Origin of the sequence: Nonomuraea sp. AD125B (assembly GCF_041402765.1) — a bacterium.
GTDB classification, from domain to species: Bacteria; Actinomycetota; Actinomycetes; order Streptosporangiales; family Streptosporangiaceae; genus Nonomuraea; species Nonomuraea bangladeshensis.
The window spans coordinates 94,117-106,223 of the sequence record NZ_JBGLOU010000008.1 but is presented as its reverse complement, the minus strand read 5'-3'; the positions used below and the strand labels follow the sequence as shown (position 1 = coordinate 106,223).

General features: G+C 69.5%; 10 protein-coding genes. 7 read left to right on the top strand and 3 right to left on the bottom strand.

The annotated features are described in order from the left end of the window. Positions 1–242: 242 nt before the first annotated feature. From ACBR40_RS22085 to ACBR40_RS22055, 7 genes are all read left to right on the top strand, one after another. The gene (locus tag ACBR40_RS22085) at positions 243–2,087 is read left to right on the top strand and encodes a choice-of-anchor P family protein (RefSeq protein ID WP_371250134.1); all 1,845 of its coding nucleotides are present in this window, start codon (positions 243–245) and stop codon (positions 2,085–2,087) included. 430 nt (positions 2,088–2,517) lie between these two features. After that, positions 2,518–3,600, top strand: coding sequence for an ABC transporter ATP-binding protein (locus ACBR40_RS22080; RefSeq protein WP_371249964.1), 1,083 nt, complete (start codon positions 2,518–2,520; stop codon positions 3,598–3,600). Further along, the gene (locus tag ACBR40_RS22075; RefSeq protein WP_371249963.1) at positions 3,593–4,687 is read left to right on the top strand and encodes an ABC transporter ATP-binding protein; all 1,095 of its coding nucleotides are present in this window, start codon (positions 3,593–3,595) and stop codon (positions 4,685–4,687) included. The genes ACBR40_RS22080 and ACBR40_RS22075 overlap by 8 nt, the downstream gene beginning before the upstream one ends. After that, complete coding sequence (locus ACBR40_RS22070) at positions 4,684–5,559, top strand: carbohydrate ABC transporter permease (protein ID WP_371249962.1); 876 nt, start codon at positions 4,684–4,686, stop codon at positions 5,557–5,559. Before ACBR40_RS22075 ends, ACBR40_RS22070 begins: the two co-directional genes overlap by 4 nt. Before the next feature lie 74 nt (positions 5,560–5,633). Further along, positions 5,634–6,386 carry a carbohydrate ABC transporter permease gene (locus ACBR40_RS22065; RefSeq protein WP_371250133.1) on the top strand — a complete coding sequence of 251 codons (753 nt, stop codon included), beginning with the start codon at positions 5,634–5,636 and terminating at the stop codon, positions 6,384–6,386. Positions 6,387–6,390: 4 nt separating this feature from the next. Continuing rightward, entirely contained in the window at positions 6,391–6,666 is a 276-nt protein-coding gene (locus ACBR40_RS22060; protein WP_344209735.1) for a DUF2160 family membrane protein, read from the top strand. Between the two features lie 18 nt (positions 6,667–6,684). Further along, positions 6,685–7,686: an extracellular solute-binding protein gene (locus ACBR40_RS22055; RefSeq protein WP_371249961.1), complete on the top strand. Its 1,002-nt coding sequence runs from the start codon at positions 6,685–6,687 to the stop codon at positions 7,684–7,686. 763 nt (positions 7,687–8,449) lie between these two features. On the opposite strand, the gene ACBR40_RS22050 is transcribed toward ACBR40_RS22055, so the two are convergent. From ACBR40_RS22050 to ACBR40_RS22040, 3 genes are read right to left on the bottom strand one after another with little or no spacing between them, the layout of a single operon-like run. Continuing rightward, positions 8,450–9,484 carry a dienelactone hydrolase family protein gene (locus tag ACBR40_RS22050; protein WP_371249960.1) on the bottom strand — a complete coding sequence of 345 codons (1,035 nt, stop codon included), beginning with the start codon at positions 9,482–9,484 and terminating at the stop codon, positions 8,450–8,452. Positions 9,485–9,524: 40 nt separating this feature from the next. Continuing rightward, positions 9,525–10,805, bottom strand: coding sequence for a Gfo/Idh/MocA family protein (locus ACBR40_RS22045; RefSeq protein WP_371249959.1), 1,281 nt, complete (start codon positions 10,803–10,805; stop codon positions 9,525–9,527). A gap of 8 nt (positions 10,806–10,813) precedes the next feature. Next, positions 10,814–12,100 carry an extracellular solute-binding protein gene (locus tag ACBR40_RS22040; RefSeq protein ID WP_344209744.1) on the bottom strand — a complete coding sequence of 429 codons (1,287 nt, stop codon included), beginning with the start codon at positions 12,098–12,100 and terminating at the stop codon, positions 10,814–10,816. Between the last annotated feature and the right edge of the window lie 7 nt (positions 12,101–12,107).

Below are 12,107 nucleotides of genomic sequence, written 5' to 3'. Positions count from 1 at the left end.
AGTGCCCTATTTACAACGATTCGCCGACCAGTCACCCTATGGCCGTGGCCACACCTCGCCTCGTTGATCACGGCCGGCGCTGAAAAGTCACCGAGGCTGTCAACCAATGCGACATCGTATTCTGTCGCGCCAGCACGTGGGGAGAGGGAGTTCCGCATGACGTGATCACCGAAATTCTGCACGGCCGGCGATCCCAAATCCGTTATGGCATAACGCCACACAGAAGGAATCACACCGTGAGAATGACGCGACGATTAAAGGCTGCCGCGTGCGTGGCAATGGCCGGTGCAATGCTGGTGGCCGGGGCAGGGACGGCGTCCGCCGAGCCCGGAGTCACCCCGGCGGACGTAACGCTGAACCTGGACCCGGGCGGATCGACGACGATCGCCAAGACCGTCTCTACTCCGGCGATCCCGCCCAAACCGGATATCACCTTCCTGATCGACACGACAGGGAGCATGGGCGGGGTCATCTCGAACGTGCAGACCAATGCGAACGCGATCCTGTCCAACGTAGCTTCGGCGCAGCCGGACGCGCAGTTCGCGGTCGCCGAGTACAAGGACGTGGCGGACGCGACGCCGTTCCGGGTGGCGCAGAACCTCACCGCCAACGACACCGACGTCACCAACGGTCTCAACTCGCTGGTCGCGTCGGGCGGCGGCGACTTCCCCGAGGGCGGCATCAATGGCCTGTTCGAGGTCGCGTCCGGGGCTGTCGACTTCAGGCCGAACAGCTCTCGGATCGTGCTGCTGATCGGGGACGCCCCCAGCCATGATCCCAGCAACGGCCATACGCTGGCGGACGCGATCAGCGCCCTGCAGGCAGCCGACATCACCGTGCTCGCGTTCGACCTGGGCGGGATGAACTCGACCGGGCAAGCGACCGCGATCACCAACGCCACGGGTGGACAGCTGTTCTCCGGCATCAACTCCTCGGAGGTCAGCGACACCATCCTGGCGGCCCTGAGCAACCTGCCGGTCACGGTCACCCACGAGTTGCGCGACTGCGACCCGAACCTGTCGGTGTCCCTGACCCCGGACAGCCGGACGGTGACCAGCGGCGATGATGCCGCCTTCGCCGAGACCGTCTCCATCGGCGCCGGAGCCGTACCGGGAAGCACCATCACCTGCAAGGTGGACTTCCTGCTCAACGGCGTCCTGTCACCAGGCTTCACTGAAACGATCACCGAACACGTCCCGAAGGCGACTCCATCGATCGCCACGACGCCATCGGACACGGTGCCCGCGGGCGGAAAGGTCTCCGATACAGCGACCCTGTCCAGCGGATACCACCCGACAGGCACCGTCACGTTCCAGCTGTTCGCGCCCGGTGACACCGACTGTGCGACGCCGATCGAGACTCGTACCGGGACGGTGTCCGGCACCGGCACCGCCACATCCGGCAACGTGACCATCGGCGCGGCCGGCACCTACCGGTGGACCGCCACCTACAGCGGCGACGCCCACAACAACTCCGTCACCTCACCGTGCGGCGACGAAGAAGTCACCGTCACGCCGCAGCAGCTCACCGGACGGGCCTACGGCCTGACCGCCGGCGCCTCTCTGGCCGGCATCCAACTGGTCAACATCGCACCCACCCCCGACACCGGGCACATCACCACCACCTCAACCGAAACCACCTCGGTGCCCTGCACCGCCACCCTCAGCGGACTGATCACCGGGCACGCCCTGTGCGCCCAGGTCGCCACCACCGCATTCCCCGGTAAATCCGTGGCCACCGCCTCCATCGACGACACCACCATCGGGATCACCGGCATTCCCGTGATCACCGTCAAGACCATCAAATCCAGCTCCACCACCACCTGCGCTGGATCCAGCGGAACCACCACGATCGCCTTCCTCAAGGTCGGCAACACGGTGGTCATCGCAGAACCTACCGAGATCGCACCCAACACCACCGTCAACGTCGGCGTCGTCAAGCTCGTCCTCAACGAGCAGACCCCCTTCACCACCCCCGACACAGGCCTGACCGTCAACGCCGTCCACATCACCGTCAACGCCCTCGGCCTGGCCAAGACCAACGTCGTCCTGGCCTCCTCCGAAAGCGATATCGGCAACTGCCCATAACCAACCCACCTGACCAAACTCGGGACCGGGCGGAACACCATAGCTCCGCCCGGCCTCATTCAGGCTTCGAGGTATCCCACTACGCTAGGCAACCGCCGGTTTTCATCCTGAGTAGCGGCCTTCTTCGATGAGCTGAAGGACGAGGATGGTCATGAACCTGGGTCGCAGCGGCGGGACCTGGACTGTACATGCGTCCAGCAGAAAAGCGCTCGAAGACCTGGAATCGTTCCATCTGCAGTTCTGGCGCAGGTCGCCTTCTGGCCTCCCTGATCACCGGGGGCTCCGGCGTGACCGTCCCGGCGCGGTCATCGGGCACGACGCCGGCCGCGCGATAGCCCACGCCGTTCACCATTGTCCGGGCCTTTTCCGCCGCCCTTGCACGCATTTTCAGATCATGTTAGATGGAGGCGAGCAGAGAGGACCGGGGAACGTGACGCTGATTATCGATCGCGTCTCCGTACGCCAGCGCGGAGAAATCTGGCTCGACGACATCCGGCTGGAAACCGGCACCGGGCTGACGACCCTGATCGGGCCGCTGAACTCGGGGAAGACGACCTTGATGCGGGTCGTCGCGGGATTACAGCCCCCCGATTCCGGCCGGGTCCTGGTCGCCGGAAAGGACGTCACCGCGATTTCCGTCCGGAAGAGATCTATCGCCTTCGTCTATCAGCGGTTCATCAATTATCCGTCGCTCACGATTTACGAGAACATCGCCTCGCCGCTCCGCCTGGACGCGCGTTTCCGCGGCCCCGCGATCGACCGGCGGGTGCGCGAGGTGGCCGACCTCATGGGCCTGGCCGGCCTGCTCGACCGCCGCCCCGCCGAGCTGTCGGGCGGCCAGCAGCAGCGCACCGCCATCGCCCGCGCCCTGGCCCGGCCCGTGGACGTGCTGCTCCTCGACGAACCCCTCGCCAGCCTGGACTTCAAGCTGCGCGAGCAGCTCCGCGCCGACCTCAAGGCCCGTTTCGCGGGCGCGCCGGGCGTCGTGCTCTACTCCACGGCCGACCCCGCCGAGGCCCTGACGTTCGCCGCGCCCACGGTGGTGCTCGGCGAGGGCCGGGTGCTGGACACCGGCGACGTGGCCGCGATGTACGCCCGCCCGCCCACGCTCGCCGTCGCGGCCACGCTCAGCGACCCCCCGCTCAACCTGCTGCCCGGCGTCCTGCGCGACGGCCGGATCGACTGCCTCGGCGTCTCGTTCCTCGCCCCCGGCGCGACCGGCGCGGAGGGCGGCGTGCTGCTCGGCATCCGCCCCCACCAGGTCACCCTGGCCCCGCGTGGCCCCGGCGCGGTGGAGCTGCCCGCCGAGATCAGGCTGGCCGAGGTGACCGGCAGCGCCACGTTCCTGCACCTGCTGCTGCGCGGCGAGCGGCACCTGGTCGCCCACCTGCCGGGCACGTGGCGGTTCCAGCCGGGCGAGACCACCCGCGCGTACGTGGACCCCGCGCACGTCCTCGTCTTCGACGAGGGCGGCGACCGGCTGCCCCTGGCGGAGGTCGACCTGCATGGCTGACATCCGGCTGGAGGGCGTCGCCCACAGCTACGACGGCGGCCGGACCTGGGCGCTGCGGCCGACCACGTGGACGTGGCGGAGCGGGCGGGCGTACGCGCTGCTCGGCCCCAGTGGCTGCGGCAAGACGACACTGCTCAACATCATCTCGGGCCTGCTCACGCCCACCGAGGGCCGGGTGCTGTTCGACGGCCGCGACGTCACCGGCGTGCCCACGGCGGGCCGCGACATCGCGCAGGTCTTCCAGTTCCCCGTCCTGTACGAGGAGATGTCCGTCTACGACAACCTCGCCTTCCCGCTGCGCAACCGCCGCCGCCCGAAGCAGGAGATCGACCGGCGGGTCCGCGAGGTCTCCCGGCTGCTCGGGCTCGACCCCGTGCTCGGCCGCCGCTCGCGCCGCCTCGACCCCGGCCGCCAGCAGATCGTCTGCCTGGGCCGGGGCCTGGTCCGGCACGAGGTGGCGGCGGTGCTGCTGGACGAGCCGCTGACCGTCGTGGACCCGGCGCTGAAGTGGACGCTGCGCAGCAAGCTCAAGGAGATCCACCGCGACACCGGGCACACGCTGATCTACGTCACCCACGACCAGACCGAGGCGCTGACCTTCGCCGACGAGGTCGTGGTGGTCAACGAGGGGGCGATCGTGCAGGCGGGCGAGCCGGCCGAGCTGTTCCTGTCGCCGGCGCACGAGTTCGTCGGGCACTTCATCGGCTCGCCCGGCATGAACATGCTGCCCGCCGAGATCGCGGGCGGCGTGGTACGGGTGGCCGGCGCCGACGCCGGAGCAGCCGTGGCCGACGGCGAGAAGCTGCCGCCCGGCCCGGTACGGATCGGGGTGCGGCCCGAGTTCGTGGAGCTCGGCGCCGCGCCCGGCGTGCCGGCCCGCGTCTCCGGCGTCGATCGCATGGGCGCCTACGACCTGGTCCACGCCCTGGTCGGCGAGCATCCGCTGATCGCCAGGACCGAGGCGGGCACGGCGTACGAGCCGGGCGCGTCCGTGTGCCTGCGCTTCCCGCCGGAGCGCGCGTTCCTCTTCCGCGACCAGGTCAGATGCGGCTCCCTCGGGCCGCTCACCGGAAGGGGGGCGGCGTGACGCACCCCGATCCGCGGCGCCGCGCCAACCGGGCCTGGCTGCTGGTGCTGCCGGTGGTCGTGTCGGTGGCGTTCACGGCGGTCATCCCGCTGATGACCGTGGTCAACTTCTCCGTCCAGGACGTGTTCAGCCCCGCCGACCGGTTGTTCGTCGGCCTCGACTGGTTCTACGAGGCCGTGCGGCGGCCGGAGAACCGCGAGGCGTTCGTCCGCACGCTGCTGTTCTCCGCCCAGGTGCTGCTGGTGGAGATCCCGCTCGGGGTGGTGATCGCGGTGGCGATGCCGCGCCGCGGGGTCTGGGTGTCGGTGGCGCTGGTGCTGGTGGCGCTGCCGCTGCTCATCCCGTGGAACGTGGTCGGCACGATCTGGCAGATCTTCGCCCGCCCCGACATCGGCCTCGGCGGCTGGACGGTCGCCAGCCTGCTCGGCGTGGACTACAACTACACGCTCGACTCCACCGACGCCTGGATCACGATCCTCGTCATGGACGTGTGGCACTGGACGCCGCTCGTCGCGCTGCTGGCCTACGCGGGGCTGCGGTCGATCCCGCAGCCGTACTTCCAGGCCGCGCAGATCGACGGGGCCTCGGCGTGGGCGACGTTCCGCCACATCCAGCTCCCGAGGCTGCGCGGGGTGCTGACGATCGCGATCCTGCTGCGGTTCATGGACAGCTTCATGATCTACACCGAGCCGTTCGTGGTGACCGGCGGCGGGCCGGGCAACGCGACGACGTTCCTCAGCATCCTGCTGTCGAAGATGGCCGTCGGGCAGTTCGACGTGGGGCCGGCGGGGGCGTTCTCGCTGATCTACTTCCTCGCCGTGCAGATCCTCTGCTACGTCTTCTTCACCGCGCTGACCAGGTCGGGGAGGTGAGCGCGATGGCGCGGACCACCGGCGGGCGGCTCCCCTGGGCGCGCACGGTCTTCTGGCTGTACGTGGCCACGCTCATGCTGCCGCTGCTGTGGATGTTCGGCATGTCGATCCGCCCGAACGACGACATCCTCGGCAGTTTCTCGCTGATCCCGCAGCGGGTGACGTTCGAGAACTACCAGACCTTCTTCGGCGACCCGTCGTGGTATTCGAGCTATCTCAACTCGATCGTCTACACCTCGATGAACGCGGTGATGTCGCTGGTCGTGGCGCTGCCGGCGGCGTACGCGTTCTCGCGCTTCCGCTTCGCCGGCGACAAGCACCTGTTCTTCTGGCTGCTGACCAACCGCATGGCGCCGCCCGCCGTGTTCCTGCTGCCGTTCTTCCAGATCTACCAGGCCGTGGGCCTGTTCGACACGCACCTCGGCGTGGCCGTCGCGCACATGCTGTTCAACGTGCCGCTCGCGGTGTGGATCCTGGAGGGCTTCATGTCCGGCATCCCGCGCGAGATCGACGAGACCGCGGCCGTGGACGGCTACTCGCTGCCGCGTTTCTTCGTCCGGATCTTCCTGCCGCTGATCCGCTCGGCCATCGGCGTGACGCTGTTCTTCTGCTTCATGTTCAGCTGGGTCGAGCTGCTGATCGCGCGGACCATCACGTCAGTGGACGCCAAGCCGATCGCCGCGACCATGACGAGGACGGTCAGCGCGGCCGGGGTCGACTGGGGGCTGCTGGCCGCCGCCGGGGTGCTCACGATCGTGCCCGGCGCGGTCGTCATCTGGTTCGTGCGCAACTACATCGCCAAGGGCTTCGCGCTGGGGAGGGTGTAGCCGGATGTTCGAGTGGATGGTGTGGACCCCCCCGACGGCGCTGGTGTTCGCCGGGCTGGCGCTGCTGCTGGTCGTCATGACGGTCTGGGGGCACTTCTCCCCTCCCGTGGCCAGGCGGGGGTTCCTGCGCGTCGAGACCGACCGCGGCGACCGGCTCTACATCGGGCTGATCGGCGCGGCGGTCGTACTGGTCGGCTGGATGGCCGTCACCGACCTGTCCATGTGGCTCGCGCTCGGCTGCGCGGTCCTCGTGGTGGTCGTGATCGGGATATGGGGCTGACAGGAGAGGAGCCCAGCGATGACGCATCGGGCAGGCAGGTCCGTGGCCGCGGCACTGACCGCGCTGACCCTCGCGGCCACCGCCTGCGCGCAGGGCGCGCAGCGGCCGTCGAGCGACTTCCGTGAGGCCGACGGGAAGGCGGCGGCGCAGCGGTGGGTGACGCGGGAGTTCACCCCGAGCACGCTGTCGAAGGACCAGCAGCTCGCCGAGATGGACTGGTTCATCAAGGCCGCGGCCCCCTACCGGGGCATGCAGATCAACGTGGTGTCGGAGACGATCACCACCCACGAGTACGAGTCCCAGCAGCTCGCCAAGGCGTTCACCGAGATCACCGGGATCAGGATCAAGCACGACCTGATCCAGGAGGGCGACGTCATCGAGAAGCTCCAGACCCAGATCCAGGGCAACCAGAACATCTACGACGCCTACGTCAACGACTCCGACCTCATCGGCACCCACTCGCGGGGCACGTACGTGCTGCCGCTGTCGGACTACATCGCCGGCGAGGGCAAGGACGTCACCTCGCCCACCCTCGACCTGAACGACTTCATCGGCATCAGCTTCACCACCGGCCCGGACAAGAAGGTCTACCAGCTCCCCGACCAGCAGTTCGCCAACCTCTACTGGTTCCGCTACGACTGGTTCACCGACCCGGCGATCAAGAAGCAGTTCAAGGACCTGTACGGCTACGACCTCGGCGTCCCGGTCAACTGGGCGGCCTACGAGGACATCGCCGACTTCTTCACCAACAAGGTCAACGGCGACGGCACCATCGACGGCAGGAAGGTCTACGGCCACATGGACTACGGCCGCAAGGACCCGTCGCTGGGCTGGCGCTTCACCGACGCCTGGCTGTCGATGGCGGGCAACGGCGCCCCGGCATCCCCAACGGCCTGCCCGTGGACGACTGGGGCATCCGGGCCGAGAACTGCCGCCCGGTCGGCTCGTCCGTCACCCGTGGCGGCGACACCAACGGCCCCGCCTCGGTGTACGCGCTGGTCAAGTACATCGACTGGCTGAAGAAGTACGCCCCCAAGGAGGCCGCGGGCATGAACTTCAGCGAGTCGGGCCCGGTGCCCGCGCAGGGCGCCATCGCGCAGCAGATCTTCTGGTACACCGCGTTCACCGCCGACCTCACCAAGCCCGGCCTGCCGGTGGTCAACGCCGACGGCACGCCGAAGTGGCGGATGGCGCCGAGCCCGCACGGGGCGTACTGGAAGGACGGCCACAAGCTCGGCTACCAGGACGCGGGCGCGTGGACGTTCCTGAAGAACACCCCGAAGGAGCGGCGGGCCGCCGCCTGGCTGTACGCGCAGTTCGTCACGTCCAAGACGGTGTCGCTGAAGAAGACGATCACCGGGCTGACCTTCATCAGGGACTCCGACATCAGGAGCGCGTACTTCGACGACAACGCCAAGAAGTACGGCGGCCTCATCGAGTTCTACCGCTCCCCCGCCCGCAAGCAGTGGACCCCCACCGGGACGAACGTCCCCGACTACCCCAAACTGGCCCAGCTCTGGTGGCAGAACGTGGCCACCGCGGTGACCGGCGAGACCACGCCGCAGCAGTCGATGGACAACCTCGCCAAGCAGCAGGACGAGATCCTGTCCCGGCTGGAGCGGGTCGGCTACGGCGGCGCCTGCGCGCCCAAGCTCAACCCCGAGCAGCCCGCCCAGCAGTGGCTGGACCAGCCGGGCGCGCCGGTGGCGAAGCTGGCCGACGAGCGCGGCAAGCCCGCCACGGTCGACTACGACAAGCTCCTCGCCCAGTGGAAGAGCGGCAACTAGGCGAGGGCGCCGGCCAGCCAGTCGAAGGCCCGCTCCTGCATCGGCACGTCGAAGCTGTGCGGCACGTCGGCGAAGACCGCCTCGTACGCGCCGGGCGCGTCCCGGTAGCGGGCGGTGATCGTCTCGTGGGCGCGGCGCATGCCCGCGGCGGGGAACAGCTTGTCGCGGGTGGCGTACTGGACCATGAGCGGGGCGGGCGCGCGGGCGGCCATCAGGTCGGGCCAGTCGGCCAGGCGCGGCAGGCCCGGCGGGTAGAACATCCAGGTGTGCCGGGCCACGTGCCCGTCCAGCAGGTCGCGGTAGCTGCTGGCCATGGCGGCCACCACGACCGCGTCCATGTGCTCGTCGAACGCGCCGAGCAGCCCGGCGCGCAGGCCGCCGCCCGACAGGCCCGCGCAGCCGGTCCTGGACACGTCGGGACGGGAGCGCAGGTACGCCGCGGCGGCCAGGTCCTCGCCGGCGACGACCCCGGTGAACGAGGTGCCGAGCACGGCGCAGTGCTTGGCCACCACGTGCTCGTGGGCGCGGGCCGCGGCGTCGTAGCGGTCGGCCTCGCTCTCCGGCCCCGGCGGGAGGTCGAGCGGGAAGCGGCGGCTGCCCCACACGAACACGTCGTGCGCGAGGACCACGAAACCGCGGCGGGCCAGGGCGTTGGCCAACGCCCGGCCGCCGTAGAGCTCCGCGCGCAGCCGCGCCACCTCCGGGGACGGGCCCTCCGGGGCGTCGGCGATCTTCTCCTTGCCGGCCCACTTCATGCCGGCGTGGCAGTGCAGCGCCACCACGCCGGGGAGCGGGCCGGCCGCGTCCTTGGGCTTGAGCAGGAAGGCGCGGGTGCGCGGGCCGAAGCCGACGGACCAGGACAGCTCCTCGCCGTACAGGTCGCCGTCGGTCCAGGAGCGCTCCACCCGCACGTCATCAGCGTGCAGGTCGAGCACCCCCATCGCGTCCCGCGCCGCCTCCCGCAGCCGCGGGCCGGGCTCGGGGTAGAGCCCGAACTGCGCCCCGGCGACCCCGGCCAGCTCCCGGAACACCGCCCCCTCCCCTCGGACGACCGGAGGCGGGGTGGGTGGGTCAGCTGACACGGGTGCCGTGGTCCGCCAGCCGGACCGGGGCGCCGGTGCGGGCGGAGACCGTGGCGGCGACGCCGGTCAGCACGCTGCGGATGCCGTCGCGGTAGCCCGCCTGGCGGGCCAGCGGGTCGTTGTCCGGCCCGCGGAAGACGTCGTTCAGCAGCAGCCGGTCGCCTCCCCCGTGGCCGCCCGCGCCGCTCTCGATGGGGATCTCCTCCGGCTCGCTCCAGTGCCGCCGCAGCAGCAGCCGCTCCGACGAGCCGGTGGCGTGCTCCTTGGCCGCCGCGCTCGGGTCGATGGCCGCGTGCGGCGGTGTCCACTCCCGCTCGACGACGTCCAGCTCCAGCCGCCCGGCGGTGCCGTTGAAGGCGACCCGGTAGCCTTCCCACGGAGCGTGGGCGTGCAGCGAGTAGGTGAGGACCGCCCGGTTGGTGTAGCGCACCAGCACCGACATGTTGTCGTCGATGTCGATGCCCTCGCCGAAGACGTCCTGGTCACGGACGTAGCCGTCCTCGTGCTCGGCGTCCAGATAGAGGCGCTTGAGCCGGTGGTCGGCGGAGATGTCCAGGATGAACGGGTCCGAGCCCAGCCCCGGAGCGCCCTGCCCTCGCGCGGGACGCTCCCCGAGGCCGCGCTTCCTGGCGTTGTCCGCGCCGTAGAACCGCAGGTCGGTCTGGGCGAAGACGAGCTCGGGCGCGGCGTCGAGCCACCAGTTGACCAGGTCGAAGTGGTGGGTCGACTTGTGCACGAGCAGCCCGCCCGAGCTGGCCCGCTGCCGGTGCCAGCGGCGGAAGTAGTCGGCGCCGTGGATGGTGTCCAGCGTCCACTCGAAGTGCACGGAGGTCACCTCGCCGATCGCGCCCTCCATGAGCAGCCGGCGCACCGCGGAGTTGCGCGGCGAGTAGCGGTAGTTGAAGGTGACGATCAGCTTGCCGCTGCTGCGCTCGGCGGCGGCGGCGATGGCCGCGCAGCCCTCGGCGTCCACGGTGAGCGGCTTCTCGACGATGACGTCCCGACCGGCGTCGAGCGCCGCGCACACGTAGCGGGCGTGCGTGGCGTCGACGGTCGTGACGATGACCGCGTCGGCGAGCTCGAGCACCTTGTCGAACTCATCGGGCGCGAAGCACGGCACCTCCTGGCCGATCCGCTCGACGTAGTAGTCCATGCGGGTCCGGTTGAGGTCGCACAGGGCGACGATGGTGCCGGCGTCACGCCACTCTCCGAGCAGCGCGTCGACGTACATCTGCGCGCGGTGCCCGAGCCCGACGAACGCGTACCTCATGTCTCTCCTTAGCCGGCGATGGAGGCGTTCGCCTCCGTGATGAACTTCTGGGCGGCGTCGTCAGGCGTCATCCGGCCGAACATGACCTCCTCGGAGTACCGGGTGAGGATGTCCTCCATGGCGCTCGCGCCCTTCGGCGGGGCGGCCGGCGGGTCGGACATCTCGCCGCGGGTCTTGTCGAGGAAGTCGAGCGTCTTCTTGTCGGCCTCGGGCAGCTTGTCGCGGACCGCCGCCAGCACCTTGGAGCTGGCGGGCAGGCCGCGGTCGCTGAGGATGATCTGACCCGCCTCGGGGTCGTTGACCATGAAGTCGATGAACTTGGCCGCCTCGGCCGCGTGCGCGGACTTGGAGGAGGCGGTGTAGAACATGGCGGGCTGCAGGAACATGCCGCCCGTCGTCGCGCCCTGGACCTTCGGCATGCGCAGCAGCTCCAGGTTCTGGCCGGACGCCTTCGCGGCCGCGCCGAGCTGGTTGCTCCACCACATGCCCATCGCGCCGCTGTTGGTGCCGAGCAGCGACTGGTCGATGCTGGTGGCGCCGATCTCGGAGCTCTTGGCGGCGTCGGGGGCGCCCTTGGTCTTGATGAGGTTCTGCATGATGCCCCACCAGTCCTTGATGGTCTGGGGGCTCAGGCCGAGCTTGTTGCCGTTGTAGAAGGGCTCGCCCTTCTGGGCGGCGTAGATCTGGAGGTAGGCCGGGTTCCAGCTGAGCTGGGTGCCGATCTGCTTGCCGCCGCTCCCCGAGGTGATCTTCGAGGCGAACTGCACGAAGTCGTCCCAGGTCCACGAGGTGTCGTCGGGCAGCTTGGCGCCGCTGCTCTCGACCGCGGCCGGGTTGACGATCAGCGAGAACGCGTTCACTCCCGTGGGGATGGCGAACTGCTTGCCGTCGATCGCGCCGGTGGACAGGACCTTGGCGTCGATGTCGGCCGTGTTGACCTTGCTGGCCAGGTCGGCCAGCGTGCCGCGGTCGGCGTACTCGCGCAGGCCGCGGATCTCCAGGGTGATCACGTCCGGGGCGTCGTTGCCGGCGACCTTCGTGGACAGCGTCTCGTAGTAGCTGGCGAAGTCGGAGAACTCGCCCTCGACGTCGATGTTGGGGTTCTTGGCCTCGAACTTCTTGATGGCCTCTTCGGTCATCTTCTGCCGAGCGTCGCTGCCCCAGTAGGAGAAGCGCAGCTTGATCTTGCCGTCGGCGGTCTCGCCGCCGCTGCCGCCACTGCCGCACGCCGCGGTGACCGCCAGCACGGCGGTGGCCAGCAGCGCCGCCGACCACATCTTCTTGCCAGAGCTCACGGCTCTA

Coding starts and splice junctions, on each gene's coding strand:
- ACBR40_RS22085 (WP_371250134.1), top strand. CDS start 243: ATGACGCGACGATTAAAGGCTGCCGCGTGCGTGGCAATGGCCGGTGCA.
- ACBR40_RS22075 (WP_371249963.1), top strand. CDS start 3,593: ATGGCTGACATCCGGCTGGAGGGCGTCGCCCACAGCTACGACGGCGGC.
- ACBR40_RS22065 (WP_371250133.1), top strand. CDS start 5,634: ATGCTGCCGCTGCTGTGGATGTTCGGCATGTCGATCCGCCCGAACGAC.
- ACBR40_RS22060 (WP_344209735.1), top strand. CDS start 6,391: ATGTTCGAGTGGATGGTGTGGACCCCCCCGACGGCGCTGGTGTTCGCC.
- ACBR40_RS22055 (WP_371249961.1), top strand. CDS start 6,685: ATGACGCATCGGGCAGGCAGGTCCGTGGCCGCGGCACTGACCGCGCTG.
- ACBR40_RS22045 (WP_371249959.1), bottom strand. CDS start 10,805: ATGAGGTACGCGTTCGTCGGGCTCGGGCACCGCGCGCAGATGTACGTC.